Raw genomic sequence first — 19,618 nt, forward strand, 5'->3', positions numbered from 1 at the left:
GATGCCGGACGGGTCGCCCTGCGTTTGAAAAAAACGATCCTTGCGGTCCAGTCGTGGGCTGGGTCAGGTTTACGCTGGCCAGTTGGCCAGGACGTCGTCGACCAGGTCGATGTACGTGGCTTCGCTGATCAAGTTGGCGATCGTCGTGCCGAACAGGGCCGCCGAATCGTAGTTTTCGGCGGTGATGATCCGGCCGTCGACCACGACGTCGTCGGTGGCGGTGCTGGGATCGCCGACGCTGGAGGAATCGACCATCGTTGCGCCGTTCGCTTCAATCTGCGACCGGGTGCTGACGGTGACTCCGCCGGCGCTGGGCGCCGTCTGGCCCCAGGCCGAGACGGTATGGCCGGCGATCGGGCTGGCGCCGTCGACCCGGGCATAGGCCAACACCGAGACGCCGTGGCAGATCGCGGTGACGTATTTGTCCTGCGCGACGAAGTCATTGATCAGGAGGTTGGTCGTATCGTGCAAGGCGGTCGAGCCGTTGTAGGCGCTGTGATCGTACGTTCCTTCATAGGCGTACTGGTACTGCGACGAACCCCAGCCGCCGACAAAGACGATGGTCGAGTAGTCGACCGCCGAAGCGTCGAACAGCGTCAGGTCAGGCTGCACCAGTCCGCCGTCGGGGCCTTCGCCCGAGCCGGAGTGGGGCGTGGCGATGTCCATAGTGGCGGCCGCCACGACGACCGAGATGCCGGCCGCTTCGAGCGATGCCCGGGTGTCGGCATACTCTTGGTAGTAGAAGTCCTGGTTGGCGATCACCATCAAGACCGGTAGCGGCTCGGCGGCGGCTTGGGGCTCGGTCACTTCGACGCTGACGATTTGCGACTGGGTGTTCACGCCGTCGAAGACGCTGACTTCCAGCTCAAACGTGCCGATGAACCCGGCCGGATCGATCGACAGCGTCGATCCGGTCATCATCACGCTGACCGGCAACGACTGCGGATCGGCGAGCAGGTTGGGATTGTCGTAGTAGGAGGTATCAAAGCTGGCCAGGTGCTCGCTGCTGCCGAAGTCGCCGGTCCAGCGATAGAAATCGCCGCTTGGTAAAAAGTAAAACCACGAGCCGTCGGCCGCCTGCAGCCACTTTTCGTTCTGGCCGGCAAAGTTGAGATGGAAGTCGGCGGCGACTTGCAGGTCGTACTGCTGATCGATTTGCTCCGCCTCCGATCCGACTAGCTGCGCTGAGTAAACCAGCTGTTCGGCCGGCAGCGGACTGACGGCGGAGATCTCCATTTGAAACAGGCTGTCCGATTCGATTTGCAGGTCAGCGATCGGATCGAGCGATAGCTCGGTGTTGGTTACTTCAACGGCGAACTGCGTTATGACTGGTTCCATGCCATCGGTCGCAGTGACCATCACCTCGAACGTGCCAAAGTAGTCGTCGGCCGGATTGATGACCAGCTGATCACCGACGATGGAAAGGGCGACTGGCAATGCTTCAGCTTCGGTCAGGAGTGCAGGATCGTTGTAGAAGGAGGGATCAAACTGAGCCAAGAGCGGGCTGGTTGCAAACGAGCCGTCCCACTGGTGCAGGCTACCGTCGGGCAATAGGTAAAGCCATTGGCCGGCGGCGCCTTGCAGCCAACGTTCGTTTTGGCCGGCCCGGTTGTCGTGGTAGTCGGCGGTTAGCGGCAGTTGGAACTGCTGGTCGATTTGATAGGCGAGCGACTCGACGACCGCGACGTTCCAAGCGATCGGATCGCCATCGGCATCGGTCGCCGCCAGGGGGACGAAGATCTCGTCGACCAGCCGCGACATCGACTGGTCGGCGATCGGATCGACGACCGGCGCCGAGTTGGCGACCGTGACGACGATCGACTTCGACGCTACGACCGGATCGGCGACGCTGCCGAGATGGATCGCAATGTCGAGCTGAATGTCTCCCAGGAAGCCGGCGACCGGGGTGACGGTTAGTTCGTTACCACTGACGCTAGCCATGGCCGTAGGGGCGACGTCGAACAGGAGGGTCGGATCATCGTAAACCGCCGAGTCGAGCTGCGCCAGTTCGACGCTCGCTTCAAACGTTTCGTTCCACTCAAAAAGTTGCCCCGTCGGCAGCAGGAAGAACCAGTCCGAGCCATTGCCATGAATCCATTTTTCGTCGTGGCCGCCCCAGTCTTGGTGATAGCTGGCCTCGGCGTAGAAATCGTATTGCTGATCAAGTTGGTACTCCTCGCCGCCGATCACGGTCGCCGAGTAGGCGAGCGTCGTGCCGTCGGCCAGCGACGCCGGCAGGGGAACGATCAGCGAACCTTGGCTGGCGCTCATGGTCTGATTGGTAATTGCCGCGAGTGCTTCCGTCAGATCGGCCGGATCTTCCGGCGTGGGGTCAGGCGTCGCATGAGCGTTGTCGCCGAGAAAGGAGAGGAGCTGTTGGGTGGTCGCGACATTGACCAGGTCGACCCCTTCCAGTTCGGTCGGCAGTTGCGGGCGAGCGTAGCGGGCATACTCGAACCCGGCTGTGAGATCGGGGTCGAACGCTTCGCCGGGCGTTGGATCGGTGATGCCGCCGGGGACCAGCACGCTGCTGTTATGGGTGAAGGGATCGAAGTCGGACGCCTTTTCCCAGTTGGTGTAGGTGACCAGACCGACTTGGAGCGTTTCGGGCATATCGTCACGGGTGTAGCGACGATGTACCTGCCAATCTTCGCCGGGCAAGCGAACCAGCGCGATCACCGAATTGCCGATGCGGGCAATTTGCAGCTCCGCCGTGTTCGAGCCGATCGGCGTCAGTTCCAACTGCGAGTCGCTGTTGCGGGTGGTCTTCACTTCCAGGGAGAAATTGTTGCCGCCGTTGCCGTAGCCCATCGAAAGGAAGACGTAGTTCTCGCCGTCGTTGGTACCGTCGTCCGCCATCGAGCCAGGCTGCCAATCGGTGGTCGGATCGACGATGTCGCGGGGCGTGCGGATCATGACGCCGCCAAGCGAGAATTGCCCGTCGCCGGGGATGTCGTCGCCGTCACTGCCGCCGATGTCGTCACGATCGGTGATGTGGACTTGGGTAGTAAAGACGAAGTCGCCGGTCACATCCTTGTAGGTCATCGGACCGCGCCAGTCTTGGTACCAGACGACGGTGTGGGGCTGCATCACCATGCGACCATCTTGCGTCTGATCGATGTCCCACAGGTTGAGCTGGTCGGCGTTCCAGTTCTCGGTTTCGTTCAGACGGCTCCACTCGGTGAGGGCGCCGCTGTCGTCAAACTCGTCGCTAAGGCCTGCCAGATCGTCAACGAGGTCGGCGGCCATCAATTGCCGCGCCTCGAGCGACTCGAGCCGCGCTCGCTGGTGGGCGTTACGTTTCGATTTGCGTTTCCGATTTTTGCTGGACGAGAAGTGAGAAAAGGTAGACATGGGCCGCTCCTACTGGTTCCGTAAATTCGATGAGATAGCGATCTCGGTACGGATAAATGGCGAGCGAGACGGCGACCTTTCAGAAGCGGCCAATTATTTTGACAATTTCAGCGCGGAGTGAGACGGTGGTGGCGTTAAGTGCTTTGTTAGAAGCGTGTTGCGCTAATTCGAGAGGTTGCGAATGCGGATCTTGTGGAAGACCGTTTTGCAGTCGTAGGCGCCGATTCCGAGAGACGGCTGCGGCATCCGCCAGAGTTCGAGCATGCTTAGGTTTGCGCCATCCCCCAGGTAGGTCGCCACCAGGTCATCGTTAAGAAAGGCCTCGACGCGGTCACGGCGGACGCGGATGGTTGCCCGGTAGCGCTCGCCATTGACTAGCGCGTGGCGAGTGACGCCGGTGCGATTCTGGTTCATATTGCGGCCGTCGATGTTTTGGATCCCGACCAGATGTTCCCCCCAGCCGTCGATGTCGTAGGCCGCTTCGCCTTCGCCATCGACAAACAGCAGCGCGATCGACTGCGTGCCGGTCAGCCGCGTAAAAGAGACTTCCAGTTCGTACTCGCGGGGAGGCTGATAGGGAAGCGTCAGCCGGGCGCCCTCCATCGGTTCGACGCGCAATCCCTCGGGCGTTCGCTCCCACGCCCCGGCGACGATGTCGGAGTCGAGATTGACCTGCGGCGTCAGGTTAATCCAAGCCTGATCGTCGCTGGCGGCCAACGGCGGGTTAGGGCGGGGGACGACATCGGGCGTTGAAGTGGATGATCCCTCTCGCGTTAGGAAGTAGATCAACGCGAGGAGCGCGACGACGCCGCCTCCCATGGCAAGCAGGGGCCAGTAGTTCGCTCCAGGTTTGGGGGAGCGTCCTTTGACACGCTTTGACGAAGTGGGTTGGGCGGGCGGTTGAATCGTCAGGTCGATCGGCGCGGGAGACTTGGTTTGTATTGTCGATGTAGATGGTATCGAGAGCGTTTTCCCGGTGAGCGTGTTCGCATCGTCTTTGCTGGCCTGAGAGTCGGGACGGCCGAAGGGGCGGAGCGCCTCGACCAGTTCGGCCGGCGTTTGGAAACGCTGGGCGGGATCTTTGGCCATCATCCGCTCGACGATTTGGGCTACTTCGAGCGGCAAGTCGGGACGAAGCTGCATCAAGGCCGTTGGTTGGCGTTCGCTGTGGGAGATTACCTTGTCGAGCGACGTGCCATTGGGGAAGGGAACTTGACCAGCGAGCAAATAGTAGAGCGTGCAGCCAAGGCTGTAGATGTCAGAGCGAATGTCGGCGCTCTTCGAGTCGTGTGCCTGTTCGGGAGCGATATAGTCAGGCGTGCCGAGCGTGGCGAAGTCTTCGGTCAAACGGCCGTCGCCGGTCTCCTTTTCGGCAAGTCGCGCGAGACCAAAGTCCAAGATTTTGATCACGCCGCGGGAGGTGCGCATCATGTTTTGCGGCTTGATATCGCGATGGACCATTCCTTGCTGGCGGGCGTGCTCTAGGCCTTGCGCCGCTTGCAGGGCGAAGTTGCAGGCATGCAGCAGCGACAGTCGGCCGCGGCGTTTGACGATGTCGGCCAGGCTGACGCCGTCGATGTATTCCATCACCAGGAAGTGGAGATCGCCGGCCTGTTCGGCGTCGTAGGCGGCGACGATGTTGCGATGCGACAGACGGGCGGCCGCTTTCACTTCCATGCGAAACCGCTCGACCGCGATCTCGTTGCTGACCAGCTGACCGTGAATGACCTTCAGCGCGACCGGCCGCTCCATCAGTCGATGTTCGGCTTCGAAGACGACCCCCATGCCGCCGGCGCCAAGTCGACGAACGATTCGGTAGCGGGCATGATCGGCGAGCTGGGCGGGGACTTGCAGCGGCGCCGATGCGACGGTCGACTGGTGTCGGGGAGCAGGATCAACAAGCGTCGAATGTGCGGCATGCACCCGCTCGGCCAGAGCGTCGAGCGGCGTCTTCCGCAGGACGTCGCAGCACTGGTCGCACTGGGCGACGTGATCTTCGATCAACTGACGCTGGTCTTCGGGCAGCGTGCCATGGAGGAACGCTTCGAGCTGTTCGCGAGTAGGATGCAGCGGGGCGACCTCGGACATGGGACCAACGTAGAATCGTGGTTTCGGCTACTGCCCGCGACTACTCGTCGAGGAGCCCTGCGCCTTGTTTCCGCAAACAGGACATGACCCGCGACTTGGCGATGAAGACGGCGTTGACCGAGATGCCGAGTTCCTGGCTCACCTCGTCGGCCGACTTGCCTTCCAGGGCGAAACGCTCAAAGGCTCGCCAGGTTTGCGGGGTGAAGTTCGAGCGAACTTCTTCCAGCAGGTATTGTATCACGTATTGATCGTGTTCTCGATTCCAAAGTTGGCTGACGCCGCTGTGCGGATCTTCGAGCTGGTCGATCATTTGCACAAACTCGCTACCGCCGACGGCCGGGGCTCGGCGATTCGCTTTCCGCCAATGATCGCGGAGACAATTGGCGGCGATCGTGCGGAGCCAACTGCGAAAGGCGCCGGCTCGCGGCTGGCGTTCGAATTCCGGCAAGCGAAGAAAGACGACCGTCAGCACTTCCTGGGTAACGTCATCGACGTCATCGGCCGCGGCGCCAAAGCGGCGGAGCCAACCGCGGATCAACGGCGAGTAGAGCCCGACCAGGCGATTCCACGCTTCGTCGTCCGAAACCAGTTGGAGCGAATTGAGGAAACTGGCGGACGTATCCATGGGGAGCGATCGATTGCCCAGATTGGAGCGACTGCGAAGGACCTGATTTTCGACGGGATCGTCCGTCGCTCGCATATCTTATCGGGCCGCTCGCGACGTTCCCAGCCCCGCCGAGCTTGACGGTCGGCTTCCAGCGCGGAAAGAAGGCCATTTGCCCGTCACGATTCAGACAATCTTTATGATGAATGCGCGAAAGTCAAATACGTGCGACTTGATGTCGGCAGCCTATTAGATGGCTTGTCGCGTTTTGATGAAGGGGCTAACGAGAGGCGTGTCAGCGCTACGCCGAAGTTGGTGGGAACTTGTCTTCCAAAAATTAGCGAAGCGCGAAGCGTAACGTAATCTTGATGGTTCATCTGCAGCAATTCGACCGTGGTGCGGCCAATACTTGTGATGCCATGAATTAGTGCGCCGTCGAGCGTGAAGTGATCATCCCAGCGGTCATCGCGAGGATGAAATAGGCGAGTAAGGATTTGACTTTGCGGGGCGATGCCGGCGCTGTTCGGTCCCTTGTCGCTGTTGTAGCGGACGCACGATAGCGCCAAATTCTCCAACACCGTCTCACCGCCATGTTGTCTGGCGATGATGTGATCAACGGGAAAGGTGAGGACATGAGCCGATTGCGGCATGCGGCAATATTCGCAAATATTCGCAACAGGCTCCGGCACGTCGACGAACGGCGACGAGGATCGCGGAATCAATCACGGATGACGAAGCGAACGACGCGTTTGCGAGTGCCAGAGCGAGAGCAGGTCTGCGACGTGATTCAGGTTGTCAAGTTCTTCGCGTTCCGCCTCAGAGAGGGCGTCCGCTGCGTTCTTTTCCAGCAGAGCATGCACTCGCTCTTGATCGGCGTCGGTGATCTGGAGTGAGAGAATGTACTCCGCGAGTTCTTTGGAGAGGGCGCCCGAACGTTCCACGACACGGCCAAAAATCGCCGCTTCCGAATAGGAATTTAGAACCAGATGGGTAGGAAAGTTCGCTCATTGAGAGGTCTCCAAGATTCGTGTACCTTCTATTTTATCTCAGGATACGCCGGCGAGTCCAGATTTTCTTTCGGCTCGGTCGATTTAGGTTTAGAACCTTCGTCGATCTTCTCCCGCAATATGAACAGCGCCACTAGCGCCACCGGCAACAGCAGCATCCACCCCGCCGTTTGCCAATCGCTGTGGGCCTTGGCGGCGGTGATTTCAAAGTTGAGGTCGACTGTGGCTTCGCCGGCGATCTCGGCTTCGACTTGCCAGACGCCTGCTTCTGGCAGCACAAACTTGGCCGACTGCAGCAGCTTGTTGGTGGCGGTTGCCTGCGAGACCGGCGGAGTTAGGATCGCGCCCGACTCGCTTGTCAGCTGTAGCTCTATCTGAACGTCGCTGGCGACTTGGCCTTCCGCGTCTTGCACCAACACGCTGATGTCGACCGGGCCGGCTCGCAGCGGCGTGGGGGAGGTGAAGATCGTTAGCTGGTACGGATCCATCTGGCGGCGCAGCTGGACCTTGCCTCCATCGGCCAGCGCGGCTTGTTGGTATGCGATCCCCAGGATCACGGCGACGATTATCTTACAGGCCGGCGACATAGGCGCCTCGCATTTCCATCGGTTGCAGCAAGACCCAGACGCACGCCAGGAAGAACAGCACCAAGAAGATGCCCCACGGTGCGAAGGTCCGCAGCACTAGCTGCGGCGCAATCCGCTGGGCGATGCGATAGGCGGCCCACAGCGACAGGCAAAGGCCGATGTCAAGCAACAGCAGCTCCAGCGGCAAGAGCCAAGCGACCGAACTGGCGGTGCAGCAACTGCACTCTCCACCGCCGATCAAAAATTCGGTCGCCAGGCGATCGTTCGCCATTCGCTCGGTCGCCCACAGCAGCGAGTCGGCGCTAGTGAAGAAGTGAAATGTGTAGTGCGCGGTCCACATGCCCAGGCCGAGCGGGATCAGTGCCGGGGCGAATCGCATCACATTGGCTCGCCACGAAACGTCGGGCGAAGTCGCTTTGCCGACTGCCTGCATCAACAGCCAGGGAAGAGCGAGTAGGCCGAGCAACATTCCCACGGTCACCGTCGGCAGTCGTCCCCAACCCAGCCAAGTTGTCAGCGACTCTTCGACGCCGACCAGCGGCACCGTCATCCAGGCCGCGTTCAGCAGCGCCGCAAAAAACAAGACCACGATCAATGCCGCCAGATCGGTTCGCTGCGAGTAGCTGCCGACGCCAGAGCGCTGGGGATCGATCACCAGGTCCGAGCCAATCCGCAGCGGCACTATCGTAATGTTCTGATGCGGACAGGCATCAGCGCAGTCGAGACAGAATGTGCAGTCGAGATTTCCCTGCTTCTTGGGCACGAACAGCGACAGCTGACAGCCGGGCGAATTGGCGCTTCCGGCCAGGCAGTCACGAGTTCGACAGCCGGCGCAGACGTCCGTTGAGCGTGCGGCGACCTGGCTGGGCGAGACGAGCGACTGCACGAAGTTGAATTGGCCGATCGGGCAAACGTATTTACAAAAGGGCGCCTGGGCGAAGAGCAGGTCGAACGCCAGTGCGACGACGAAGAAGCCGAGAATGATGGCGGCCGTCCAGGCGGGACGGTCCCACAGCGAGAACGCTTCGTAGGCCCAAAAGAAAATGGCGAGCAACGCGACGGCCGGCCATTTGTTCTGCAGCCATTTTGGAAACGTGTAGTTGAGACGAAAGCGTCGAGCCAATCCGCGCAGCGCGGTAAAGGGACAGACTGCGCAAAAGAAATTGCCGCCGACGATTAGCGTGATTACCAGGATGGCCCGCCAATGAATCCAGGGGGCGACGCCAGCCAGATTGAGCGGCGAGATCTGCGGCCCGGTCAGACCATCAAGGATGACGATCGCGGCCAGCGCGAACATCGTCCAACGCAGGGTGACGCGCACGGCCCGCGGTTGTAACAGCGACGCCCAAAGCGATGGCTGCGGACCGGTTGGCTTGTCAGATCGCCGGGGGACGGCGATCGGGCGAGGACGGACTTGCCGGCGAGCAGTCGCGTGGTTGCTCGACATTTGCTCGGCGACGATCCAAAAAAGAGCGGCGACGTAGGCGAGCGACGTCGGAATCCACATCAGCGCTCCGGCCAACGATTGGTCGTCGAGCGGCGAGATGTGCCACAGGTTCGGCGCTGCGTCGTAGTGGGGATACAGAACGCGGGGAGAGAAGCAGAGGATGCCGGAGAGGATTGTCCCCTGGACGCCTGCCAAAAACAGATACGGAATCAACAGCCACCGCGAGTAGGTCGTCCGGTGCGGAAATGGCTGGATCACCGGATGCCAAAACAGCAGCGACGCGGCCAGGAACATTGCATGCTCGACCCGATGCCAGAACTCGCTTTCGAGCGCCAGTTGATAGCAGCCGGGGGCGTGCCAGATCCAGAGCGTCGCCGTATAGAGGACCAGCGCAACTTGCGGGCGAAACAGCCAGTCGAGCGCGGTGCGCAGTTGACGCGTGCGGGCGAACGGACGGATCCACTCGTCGCGGAACCATTTCGGCATGCCGGCCAGCATCGGCAACTCGGGCGCCGCCAGCCAAACGAGCGGCGGCGTCACCAACATCAAGAGCAGATGCTGCACCATGTGGATCTGCAGCGAGAACGAGGCGAGCGAATCGATTGGCGATTGCAAGGCGAGCGAGATCGACAGTAAGGCGGCGAGGAAGCAGACGAGTCGCCAGACTGGAAAGCGAGTTGAGCCGCGCTCACGTAACGTTCGCCAGCCGCGTATGTAGATCGTTCCGCTGACGATAAGTGCGAGTAGGACCCCGGGCGCCAGTTGCCACGAGCTGCCAATCGCACTCCAAAAGTCGGCGTTCACGGAGCTACTTGAGCGGTGGCGAGCGGCTCGACCGATGCGGAAGGCACAGCCGCCGGCGCAAACCCTTCGGGCCGCATCTTGACCAGGAAGGCGACCAGCGCGGCGACTTCGGCGCTGTTCATTTGCTGTGCGTAGGCGGGCATATTGCCGCCACCTTGCACAACTTGGCGGACCATCGCGTCGGGATTCATGCGGATGCCGACGTCGGTCAGGTCAGGGCCGCGATGCCCGCCAGAGCCTTCGAGCGCGTGGCAGTTGCGGCAGCATTTGTTTTGGAAGACGATCGCCCCTTGCAGTTCGACCGGCGAAAGCTCGGCGACGATGTTTTGCGGAACCGGGGCGTTGCTCCAGGCCTGCATCTCCGGCGACCAGGGAGAGGTCGCGCCATACCAGCCGAGGATCATGAACGTGACGAACGAAACCAGCACCACCAGCACCGCGACCGGACGACGGCGAGCGCTTCGTTCGCCGGTTCCTGCGACGAAGGGGACGGCCAAAAGCGCGAAAACGCCGATGACCGGCAGGCCGAGCATCAGGAAAGCTTCCATCGATGGCGGCGACAACGCGGCCATTGCAAAGACCGGCAGGAAGTACCAATCGGGACGCGGTTCGGCATGGATCAGCGTTGGGTCGGGAATCTCGCCGGGACCTTTCGGACCGACGATCACCGCCAGGGCGACGACCACCAGCACGCCGATCGCACAGGCGACGCCATCGCGATACAGGGCGTGCGGAAAGAAGGGGATTCCCTTCTCAAGCAGCTTCTCGTATTGCTGGTGATAGGTCGCTTTGTCGACTGGCTCGCCGGGCGTCGGCGGTTCCGAAATTCCTCGTTTCACCACCAGGTACAAGTGCACCGCCAGCAGCGCAAACAAGATGCCCGGCAAGATGAAGACGTGCAGCGTAAAGAAGCGGCTGAGCGTTTCGCTGCCGATGTACTCGCCGCCGAGGATGAAATGGACGATCGAGGGACCAATCCAGGGGACGCGGCCCGCGGCGGCGACCGCCACGCTGACGCCCCAGTACGAGTCGCCATCGTAACGCAAGACCTGACCCGAGAACGCCAGGCCCAGCGTCATCAACAGCAGGCCAACGCCAACCATCCAGGTCAATTCTCGTGGGTACTTGTAGGCGCCCATCAAGAAGACTTGCGACATATGGACGAACAGCATCACCACCATGCCGGTCGCCGACCAGTAGTGGATGCCCCGCATCAGCCAACCGAACGGCGCTTCGTAGTTGAGGTATTCGAGACTGGCGTAGGCGTCGGCGGCGGTTGGCTGGTAGACCATCGCCAGGCAGATGCCGGTCACGATCTGGAGCATCAGAAAGGTCAGCGTCATGCTGCCGAAGACGTACCACCAGCCGACCGGCTTGGCGAGCGCCGCGGGAACCGGGTGACGCATCACCGGCCAGAGCGAATCGCGCAACTCGAGCCGATGTTCGAGCCAGTCCCAGACTTGCTTGATCGTATTCATGCGACTTGTGCGTTAACCAGGTTGCTGAAGGGTCGGCAGGTGTCCCAGCTTTACCAGCAGGTCCCCTTTTTCCAGGCGATGTTCGTACTGATAAAGTCCTCGCGGCGGCGGCCCCGACGCGTGAGATCCATCTTCGTAGTAGACGCCGCCATGACAGGGGCACATAAACAGTCCGGCGTCGGCCAGCCAATTGACGGGACAGCCGAGATGCGTGCAGTTGATCGCAAAGATCTGGAAGGTCGCCTCGTCGGCGCGGCGGACATAAATCGCGATCTTGCCGGCGTCGCCATCTCCCAGGCTATGCAGCGGATTTTGTAAATCGACCAGGCGGGTCTTGCCCACGGGGAACTCATCTACCTTGCCGGCAGTCGTCCATTGGTCGTCCCGTTTGCGCAAGGGGCCGAACAAAAAGCCGACGATCGGAATGCCGGCGGCGGCCGACGCCAGGCCGCCCAGCAAGATGGCGGTCCACTTCAGCAAGCCACGACGTTCTTCGTCAGTAGAATTCGAGTTGGATGTCGCGTGTTTCATGGTCAATCAGTTGGCGGTTTCTTGGTCGACTTGACGCTGGGCGGCGACGGCGCCTGGCTTTTGCAGCGAGCGGACGTAGGCGGTGATGTCGGAAATTTGCTCCGACGTGAAGGGCTCGCCGGTGTGCGATTGCTTGCCCATCGTGGCGAAGTCGGGCATTTTTAGATCGGGACGGCCGGTGATGATGAATCGACGCAGTTCGATATCGCTCATCAAACGAGCCAGGGACGGATCGTCGAGCGGACCGGCGCCATCTTCTTCACCAACGCCAGCGTCGCCGTGACATTTGGCGCAGGACGTGTGGAACAGCTCTTTGCCGCTGGCGACGTCAGCGTTCCTCAGGCCAGCCGGATCATCGGCCGAAACTTGGTACGGGGGAAGGTTACTGGAAAAGGCGTCGCTCGCCTTCCAGGTCTCCCGGATTCCGGCGACTACGATCTTCACTTGCTCCGGCGTCAGGGCGCCGCCGTTGCTGTTGGCGAAGGCCGGCATCAGCGTGTTCGGGCGACCGTTGGCGATTGTGTCGTGCAGTTGCTCATCGCTGACGATCGCTTGGAACAGCGAGTCATTCAGCGGCGGGGCAGGGCCCATCTCGCCTTCCGCGCCATGACAGCCAGAGCAATTGGTTTGGAACAGTTTGACGAAGTCGGTGACTTCATCTGGACGGACGTAGCGATCGGTCGGGTCAGGTTTGCCGCAACCAACTATCGCTGCTGTGGAGAGCAGCAGGGCGGCGAGCGCTTGAGTGATGTTTGTTTTAGGCATCGCGAGGCTCCTGATCGCCGAGCGGCGTCAGTCGAGCGGCCGAGACTTTCTCAGACCGGACGACGACCATGCCCATGACGATGCCAAAGGCAAACTGCGATGCGATAAACCAGGGCCAACTGACGAACTGGCTCATCACCGGGTTCAGCACGCCCATGAAGGCGTAGATCAATGCGGACCAGAGGAGCGGGCCAACGACGCCTCCCCAGAACACCGGCGAGTTGGGAAGCGTTGGCAACAGCACGCCGAAGAAGAGCCCGACCATCAGTGAAGTCGCCAGGTGAATAACGACGCCGATGATGAGCGCCGCCATGCTGAACTGGGCAAGTTCTGCGACAGTGTTATCGGCAAAGCCGGGCAAGATCATCGCGGCCAGCAGATTGATCGGGTACCAGAAACCTCGTCCGCTGAACAAACCATACAGCGATGCGACGACCGCCATGACGGCGCCGCCGGCGAGTCCTCCTTTGATGCCGGCCGAGTAAGGGTGAACCTTCTCGGGAAGCTCCAGTCGCTGTCCTGGCGAGGGAGCAAGTACGCGCTTGCGCGACGGCTGGATCGGCTTGGCTCGCAGTTCCGGCGCGACTAGCGGCTCTTCCACTTCCGCGTCTTCGGTCAGCAGTTGTCCGAACCAGCCGAACAGCGCGGTGATGATGATGCCGACGCCGACCAGCGAAAAGACGAAGTTGGTCGGGATTCCCAGCGCCAACAGTCCGACGCCGGCGGCCAGCGCCATTGGCCACGCGGTCGGCCGAGGCATCGCGATCGACTCGGGATGCGGCGAGGTTTCGGAATTGGAAGACGATTCAGACATGGTGGCTCGTTACGTTCCCATCCAATAGACGACGCCAAAGATGACGATCCAAACTGCGTCGACAAAGTGCCAATACCATGAGACCAGCTCTGGGGCCTCGGCGTCAGGCGAAATCCGCCCGGCCCGCTCTAGGCAGGTGATGATCGTTAGCAAGATCAATCCGACGGTGACGTGAAAGGCGTGAAAACCAATCAGCGTATAGAACGTGGTGCCGAACAGGTTGCGGCCGATCGTCAGGCCATCTTTGTAGATCAGCTCTTCCCACTCGTAGGCGGTGCCGACCAAAAACAGCACGCCGAGCGTAATCGTGAGGAACATCCAGATGCTGAACCCGCTCAGGCTGTTCGCCTTACGAGCGTTCATCGCCAGCATGATCGTGCCGCTGCTGCCGAGCAGGAAAGCGCTGTTGATTACGGCGCGGGTCAGACTGAGCGACTCGGCTGGCGTCGGCCCACTTTGATCTTCGCCCAGGTAAATCAAATAGGCGACGACCAGCGTGCTGAAGAACGCCGCCTCGGAGCAGAGGAATGCCGTCATCCCGACTTGCGCCGTCGTCAGCGGAAATTCGCTGCTCTCGATCGGCGGAAGTTCGTCGGCGGTGGAGTTACTCATATTTCCAGTCCGGATCTTCCGGATGTTTCAGGTCCCAAAGCGGGCGCCGGCTGCGGACCGCCAGGATTTGTTCAAAGTTGTACGACGGCGGCGGGCTGCTGGTCGCCCATTCCAGCGTCCAGGCGTCCCAAGGATCGTCGCCCGCTTTTTTGCCAGAGCGAAGCGAAACGGCGATGTTGATGAAGAAGAACAGAATGCCGAAGCCCATGACGAAGGCGCCGATGGTCGAAATCTGATTCCAGATCTCCCAGCCTTGTCCCGCTTCGTAGGTGTAAACGCGACGCGGCATCCCCAGGATGCCCGCGATGTGCATTGGGCCAAACAGCAGGTTGAAGCCGATAAACAGCAGCCAGAAGTGCCACAGCCCCAGCTTCTCGCTCAGCATCTTGCCGGTCGCTTTCGGGAACCAGTAGTAGCAACCTCCCATTAGCGCGAACAGGCTTCCGCCGAACAACACATAGTGGAAGTGAGCGACCAGGAAGTAGCTGTCGGAAACCTGCCAATCGACCGGAACGGTCGCCAGCATGATGCCGGTCAAACCGCCGATCAAGAACATGCTGAGAAAGCCAAGGGCGAACAGCATCGGGGTGCGCATCTTCAGCCGACCGCCATACAACGTCGCCGTCCAGTTGAAGACCTTGATGCCGGTTGGTACCGCGATCAAAAAACTCGCTGCCGAGAAATAAGCGTCGAGCCGATCGTCTAAACCAACGGTGAACATGTGGTGCGCCCACACGCCTAGGCTGATCAAGCCGATGGCCGCGGTCGCCGCCGCCATCGACGCGTAGCCGAAGATCACTTTACGAGAAAAGACTGGGATGATCTCGGAAATAATTCCAAACGCCGGCAACACCATGATGTAGACCTCCGGATGTCCGAAGAACCAGAACAGGTGTTGCCACAACAGGGCCGAGCCGCCGCTTTGCGTGTCAAAGAAATGCGCCCCAGCGTAGCGATCGAGAATCAGCATGATCTGGGCGGCGGTCAGCGGAGGAAATGCGACCAGGATCAGCCACGAGTCGATCAGCATCATCCAGACGAACAGCGGAACCTGGTTCAGCTTCATGCCGGGCGCCCGCATCGTCAGGATGGTGGCGATCAGGTTGACGGCGAAGGTTAACGCGCCGACGCCGCTGACCGAAGTTCCCAAGATCCAGTAGTCGACCGCGCCGCCGCGGGCATACGCCGGGGAGGTGAGCGGCGCGTAGGCGAACCAACCGACGTCGGGCGCCGATCCCATGCCGTACAGCGCGTCGCCGGTAAAGTAACAGGTGTAAAGGATGCAGCCGCCGAACAAGGAGAGCCAAAAGCCGAGCGCGTTCAAACGCGGAAACGCGACATCGCGGCAACCGATCATCAGCGGCACCATGTAATTGGCGAAGCCGGTCAGCATTGGCATCACGACGAAGAAGATCATCGTCGTGCCGTGCATCGTAAAGAGCTGGTTGAAGGTGTCGGGGCCGATCAGCGTATTGTCGGGAACCCACAATTGCAGGCGAATCAGCAGCGCCTCGATACCTCCCACGACCAGAAATAGAAAGCTCATCAGGATGTACATGATCCCGATCCGCTTGTGGTCGACGGTGGTCACCCAGCCGTGCAGCTGCGTGACCAGCGGCAACGGTGCGCTCGATTGTTCCGCTTCGGCGATCGCCATGGTTATTCCAACGTCATCAGATAATCGACCAACTGCTTCACTTCCGTTGGGCTAAGCCGCATGTTGGGCATGTGGCTGCCGGGCTTGGCGTTGTCAGGATCGGCCAGCCAGTCGGAGAGGTTCTCGCGATTGTTTTCCAGCACGCCGGCGGCGATTGTGGTGCGGCTCATCAAGTGGGTCAGGTCCGGGCCGAACTTGCCAACTGCCGGTTCACCCCGAATGGTGTGGCAGTTGGCGCAGGCCTGAGCCATGAAGATCTGCCGACCTTCGTCAACGCCGGGAGCGACCACCGCGTTCTTCTTCTGATTTTCAGCCCAAGCATCAAATTCGGCCTGCGAGACGGCGGTGACCTGGATCAGCATCCGGGCATGTTGAGTTCCGCAATATTCGGCACAGCGGCCTTCATAGATGCCAGGGGTATCGGCCTGCAGTCGCATGCGATTGGTCTGCGCCGGCACCAGGTCGGTCTTGCCGGCCAGTTTGGGGACCCAAAAGCTGTGAATGACGTCGGCCGACTCCAGCTGCATGAAGACCGGCTTCTCGGCGTCTTCCTCGGAGGTGGGGATGACCAGTTGGTTAGCGGTAGTGAAGCCGAGATCGGGGTATTCAAACTCCCACCACCACTGATGGCCGACGGCGCGAACGCGAAGTTCGCCGGCAACCGGCGTTTCGGAACGCATCGCAATCACCGAGCGAATCACCACCAGGCTGAGGACCAAGACGATCAGCGTGGGCGCAAGCGTCCAGGCGATCTCGATCGGTTGACTGCCATAGATTTGCGGCGGTTCCGAATCGTCGCGCGGGGCGCCGGGGGGATCTCGAAAGCGAATGATGAAGTAGGCGAGCGCTCCGCCGACCAGCAGAAAGATGATCGCCGAGATCGCCAGGACCAAGTAGAACAGCTCGCGAATCTCGGTAGCGTCGGGACTCGCAGGATTGAACATGTCAGGCGTCTGGGCGTTTGCCCACAGCGGAAACGCGACGACCAGCGCCAAAGCAAGAAGCCAGCGCGTCATGCCGCGGCATGCCTGGCGAAATCTTTCCTTGCGCAAACTTCGCATTCGCCTCGTCCAGTCGGGTGCAATCGTCCATGTTGAGCATCGATCGCACTACATTCGCTTGTTAGGCGGGGTGCTGTCAACTCTTCTCTGCAAAATGTTGCGAAGCGAGCGCGTTCAAACTCGCCAAGGCTACCTATTGTGACGCAACAGGGACGTCGATGCATCAGCGCAGGTCGTAGCGTTGCAAAGGATAGGTCTCGCCGTCGATGACCCGGTAGTGCGTGACGCTGCTGCAAACAGCGCTGCCGGTGGGCGGACGAAGGAGAAGCGAATCGGCAACTTGTTTCCAATCGGACAGGCGGATCGAAGCGATCATGAAGCGCGGCTGCCATGACGGACCGCAGAAGGGAAAACCAACCTGCTCGATCGCGTCGCGTTCGGCCGCGGAGAAGTTCGCCAGCGCATTTTGGTAGTGCAGCAGGGTCGCTTCTCGATCCCGTTGTTCGCTGATCGCGGCAATGATTTGCGACTGCAGTTGTTGAAGCGAGCCTTGGGCCGCGGCGCCGACAGGAATCGTGAGTGCACGTTCGCCGGTCCAGGGATCGGCCTCCATGACGTGCCAGCCTTCAAATTCAATGGCGATCGGAGAGAACTGACCGGCGACTTCGGCGATCGTCTCGTCGATTTCGACGCCCTCGGCAAACTTGGCCTGATAGGCGGAAATGTGGGGGGGATCGTCAAGATAGGCTTGATCTCCCACCAGCTGACGCACGTCATCTTTGTAGGCGCGCAGTTTTACCGCCCATTCTGGGCTGGGGTCGATCGAGACGAAGTCGGTAACGAAGTTTCGAGCCATAGCGGGCGGATCATGTTGGCCGGTCAATCAAGCTTGAAATCAGAGTGGAACAAATCCGCCCCTCGATGACAACAGCGAATGGGGAATCTGGGCAGAGTCAGTCAGCGCCGATAAGCAGGCAAACCGCGAAAACCCCCCTCTTTTCACCAGAAACCAGGGACTCTTCTGATATTCGTTGGCCCGACCCGCTTGGGACTGAGATTTCCGGGCTACATGCCGAGATACGCCATCGCGGCCCAGCGAAGCCAGACAAATGCGATCAGCGTGAAGCAAGTCCAGATCAGCAGGCGGTTGACTCGATGCATTCGATAGATGCCAAACACGACCGCCAACGACGCCGGAGGAGGCGTCTTCGCCCAGTCGGGCAGCACTTTGTTCCAGAGCCGTTTCCAGCGCGAAAGCAGCGCGTGAATCCAGGAAGGCAGGGCCAGCACCCGAAAAGGACGAAACCGGACGATGTCGCCCCCGGTCATCTTCACGCGCTCGGTCAGATGCCCTTCCAGCCAATAGTAGATGGCGGCGGTCGCGCCTCCCTCGTCTTCTTCGCTGTTGCTGTGGAACTGACCGCAATACTCGGCGGCGGATGGGGTGCGGCGAAACATCTTCGCCTTCCGCCGGAGTCGCGAGACATAGTGATTGAGGATGGCCCGTTGCCACAAGGCGGCCACGATGACGATCATACCGAGCCAAAAAATTAACCCTTCGACGCCTCCCAAGACCAGCCAAAACTGCATCGGCGCCGATTCGGCCGAGTGAATCCGCGGGAGCAGTGCGTAATAGCGCTCGGTGGTGAACCGCTCGAACTCGGGCGAACTGAGCGAGAGCCGGGTTGCCGCTTCCTGCAGTTGCAAAAAGCTGGCGTCCGGCTGCGGTTCGATCATCTGCTGTGGGGTCGGTACCGAAGGGCGAATCGCAAACGGCACTAAGAAAAGCGTCATCCAGGCCGCCATGATTAGCCAGCGCGGCCAGGTGTACGTCGAAAGTAGGCGGTTCCAGGGATCGGAAGCTTGGGAGGTAAACTCGTCGCCGGCCAGAAAGGTTTCGTCCAGCAGCAGTCCATAGACCGGCGTCAGTTGACACCGACCGAGATTGGCCTGGCGCAAGATCGCGCCATGAAAACTGGCTTGGGTGAAATCGGCGCCCAGGCAACTGGCGCCCGACAGATCGGCGTCATCAAGTTTGGCGCCGCAGAAGTTGGCGTGGTGACCATTGGCGTAATGGAGATTCGCCGCTTGCAGATTGGCGGCGGACAAATTGGCGCTCTCGAGGGTCGCTTCCTCCAGATTCGCGTGGTGCAGCAGAGCCCCGCTGGCATCGGCGTCGGTCAGGATGATGTGGGGAGCGCGGATTTTGGTCAGGGTCGCGCCGGTCAGTCGACTCTCGCGGCAATCGGCTTCGTCCAGATCGGCGCCGGTTAGATCGGCCTGGCTTAGGTTTACGCCAACCGCGATCACCCCAATCAGGCTGGCGTCGTGCAGTTGGGCGCCGGTCAGATCGGCGCGCGAGAGGTCGGCTCGGGCCAGGTTGGCGGCATGAAAGTCGGTTCGTTTGCCGCTGACGTCCCGCAGGTCGGCGCCGGCTAATTCGGCCTGGCAGAAAAAGGCGCCGTCGAGGTTGGCGCCCCGAAAATCCGCTCTCCGGAGGGAGGCGCCCTCAAGATGGACCGGCTCAAAGCGGGGATTGTCGACCGCTGGTTGCTCCAATCGCCAACGGTTCCAGCGCTCAAATCGGCCTGCCGAACCAGCCTCGATCGCCAGTTCGGCCTCGAGCCGGGCCAGATGGGCCCAGTCGCCGCTGAAGCTCGGATGCCGCACGCGCAGCTTGTCCAATCGCTCCGGCGCCAGCGCCGCATCATTGTAGGGCGCTCTGGACGCTCGGCGAGATTCGGTGAAAATAGCGCCTCCGGGCTGAGAATTCATGTTCGCTGTGGTGCGTTCCGCCCGACGAGTGAGCCTGCTCCCCTCGCCGTGTTCCGTTCGTGTTCCTGCCTCCAAAGAAATGGGCAAAGTTAGG

The 19,618-nt window shown here is 60.8% G+C and carries 16 protein-coding genes; all 16 read right to left on the reverse strand.

All coding sequences use genetic code 11. The annotated features are described in order from the left end of the window. Positions 1-69: 69 nt before the first annotated feature. Positions 70-3,354, reverse strand: a complete 3,285-nt coding sequence (locus tag Enr8_RS01965; RefSeq protein ID WP_146428938.1) for a hypothetical protein — start codon at positions 3,352-3,354, stop codon at positions 70-72. Between the two features lie 162 nt (positions 3,355-3,516). Beyond that, complete coding sequence (locus tag Enr8_RS01970; protein WP_146428939.1) at positions 3,517-5,442, reverse strand: serine/threonine-protein kinase; 1,926 nt, start codon at positions 5,440-5,442, stop codon at positions 3,517-3,519. A 40-nt stretch (positions 5,443-5,482) separates the two neighbouring features. Next, a complete protein-coding gene (locus Enr8_RS01975) occupies positions 5,483-6,067 on the reverse strand; it encodes an RNA polymerase sigma factor (RefSeq protein WP_146428940.1) in 585 nt (194 codons plus the stop codon). Between the two features lie 176 nt (positions 6,068-6,243). Continuing rightward, complete coding sequence (locus tag Enr8_RS01980; protein WP_261342402.1) at positions 6,244-6,735, reverse strand: HNH endonuclease; 492 nt, start codon at positions 6,733-6,735, stop codon at positions 6,244-6,246. A 33-nt stretch (positions 6,736-6,768) separates the two neighbouring features. Then, the gene (locus Enr8_RS01985) at positions 6,769-6,987 is read right to left on the reverse strand and encodes a hypothetical protein (protein WP_146428942.1); all 219 of its coding nucleotides are present in this window, start codon (positions 6,985-6,987) and stop codon (positions 6,769-6,771) included. A 95-nt stretch (positions 6,988-7,082) separates the two neighbouring features. Continuing rightward, entirely contained in the window at positions 7,083-7,640 is a 558-nt protein-coding gene (locus Enr8_RS01990; protein ID WP_146428943.1) for a hypothetical protein, read from the reverse strand. Beyond that, positions 7,624-9,891 (reverse strand): cytochrome c oxidase assembly protein, encoded by a 2,268-nt coding sequence (locus Enr8_RS01995; RefSeq protein WP_146428944.1) that lies wholly within the window; start codon positions 9,889-9,891, stop codon positions 7,624-7,626. The genes Enr8_RS01990 and Enr8_RS01995 overlap by 17 nt, the downstream gene beginning before the upstream one ends. Continuing rightward, entirely contained in the window at positions 9,888-11,369 is a 1,482-nt protein-coding gene (locus Enr8_RS02000) for a cytochrome b N-terminal domain-containing protein (RefSeq protein ID WP_146428945.1), read from the reverse strand. Before Enr8_RS02000 ends, Enr8_RS01995 begins: the two co-directional genes overlap by 4 nt. Before the next feature lie 12 nt (positions 11,370-11,381). After that, the gene (locus Enr8_RS02005; protein WP_146428946.1) at positions 11,382-11,900 is read right to left on the reverse strand and encodes a QcrA and Rieske domain-containing protein; all 519 of its coding nucleotides are present in this window, start codon (positions 11,898-11,900) and stop codon (positions 11,382-11,384) included. 6 nt (positions 11,901-11,906) lie between these two features. Beyond that, complete coding sequence (locus tag Enr8_RS02010; protein ID WP_146428947.1) at positions 11,907-12,665, reverse strand: c-type cytochrome; 759 nt, start codon at positions 12,663-12,665, stop codon at positions 11,907-11,909. Continuing rightward, a complete protein-coding gene (locus Enr8_RS02015; RefSeq protein ID WP_146428948.1) occupies positions 12,658-13,479 on the reverse strand; it encodes a hypothetical protein in 822 nt (273 codons plus the stop codon). Before Enr8_RS02015 ends, Enr8_RS02010 begins: the two co-directional genes overlap by 8 nt. A gap of 9 nt (positions 13,480-13,488) precedes the next feature. Continuing rightward, the gene (locus tag Enr8_RS02020; protein WP_146428949.1) at positions 13,489-14,091 is read right to left on the reverse strand and encodes a cytochrome c oxidase subunit 3; all 603 of its coding nucleotides are present in this window, start codon (positions 14,089-14,091) and stop codon (positions 13,489-13,491) included. Further along, positions 14,084-15,748: a cytochrome c oxidase subunit I gene (ctaD, locus tag Enr8_RS02025; protein ID WP_146428950.1), complete on the reverse strand. Its 1,665-nt coding sequence runs from the start codon at positions 15,746-15,748 to the stop codon at positions 14,084-14,086. Before ctaD ends, Enr8_RS02020 begins: the two co-directional genes overlap by 8 nt. Positions 15,749-15,750: 2 nt before the next feature. Beyond that, positions 15,751-16,764, reverse strand: coding sequence for a cytochrome c oxidase subunit II (coxB, locus tag Enr8_RS02030; protein ID WP_186767380.1), 1,014 nt, complete (start codon positions 16,762-16,764; stop codon positions 15,751-15,753). A gap of 208 nt (positions 16,765-16,972) precedes the next feature. Beyond that, the gene (locus Enr8_RS02035) at positions 16,973-17,605 is read right to left on the reverse strand and encodes a 2'-5' RNA ligase family protein (RefSeq protein ID WP_146428952.1); all 633 of its coding nucleotides are present in this window, start codon (positions 17,603-17,605) and stop codon (positions 16,973-16,975) included. 209 nt (positions 17,606-17,814) lie between these two features. Beyond that, positions 17,815-19,524 (reverse strand): pentapeptide repeat-containing protein, encoded by a 1,710-nt coding sequence (locus Enr8_RS02040; RefSeq protein ID WP_146428953.1) that lies wholly within the window; start codon positions 19,522-19,524, stop codon positions 17,815-17,817. Positions 19,525-19,618 lie beyond the last annotated feature (94 nt).

This window comes from Blastopirellula retiformator, assembly GCF_007859755.1.
Taxonomy (GTDB): Bacteria; Planctomycetota; Planctomycetia; order Pirellulales; family Pirellulaceae; genus Blastopirellula; species Blastopirellula retiformator.

Excerpts from the sequence above, each read along its gene's own strand:
- Enr8_RS01965 (WP_146428938.1), bottom strand. The coding sequence starts at position 3,354 with ATGTCTACCTTTTCTCACTTCTCGTCCAGCAAAAATCGGAAACGCAAA.
- Enr8_RS01970 (WP_146428939.1), bottom strand. The coding sequence starts at position 5,442 with ATGTCCGAGGTCGCCCCGCTGCATCCTACTCGCGAACAGCTCGAAGCG.
- Enr8_RS01975 (WP_146428940.1), bottom strand. The coding sequence starts at position 6,067 with ATGGATACGTCCGCCAGTTTCCTCAATTCGCTCCAACTGGTTTCGGAC.
- Enr8_RS01990 (WP_146428943.1), bottom strand. The coding sequence starts at position 7,640 with ATGTCGCCGGCCTGTAAGATAATCGTCGCCGTGATCCTGGGGATCGCA.
- Enr8_RS02000 (WP_146428945.1), bottom strand. The coding sequence starts at position 11,369 with ATGAATACGATCAAGCAAGTCTGGGACTGGCTCGAACATCGGCTCGAG.
- Enr8_RS02005 (WP_146428946.1), bottom strand. The coding sequence starts at position 11,900 with ATGAAACACGCGACATCCAACTCGAATTCTACTGACGAAGAACGTCGT.
- Enr8_RS02010 (WP_146428947.1), bottom strand. The coding sequence starts at position 12,665 with ATGCCTAAAACAAACATCACTCAAGCGCTCGCCGCCCTGCTGCTCTCC.
- Enr8_RS02015 (WP_146428948.1), bottom strand. The coding sequence starts at position 13,479 with ATGTCTGAATCGTCTTCCAATTCCGAAACCTCGCCGCATCCCGAGTCG.
- Enr8_RS02020 (WP_146428949.1), bottom strand. The coding sequence starts at position 14,091 with ATGAGTAACTCCACCGCCGACGAACTTCCGCCGATCGAGAGCAGCGAA.
- ctaD (WP_146428950.1), bottom strand. The coding sequence starts at position 15,748 with ATGGCGATCGCCGAAGCGGAACAATCGAGCGCACCGTTGCCGCTGGTC.
- coxB (WP_186767380.1), bottom strand. The coding sequence starts at position 16,764 with ATGACGCGCTGGCTTCTTGCTTTGGCGCTGGTCGTCGCGTTTCCGCTG.
- Enr8_RS02035 (WP_146428952.1), bottom strand. The coding sequence starts at position 17,605 with ATGGCTCGAAACTTCGTTACCGACTTCGTCTCGATCGACCCCAGCCCA.
- Enr8_RS02040 (WP_146428953.1), bottom strand. The coding sequence starts at position 19,524 with ATGAATTCTCAGCCCGGAGGCGCTATTTTCACCGAATCTCGCCGAGCG.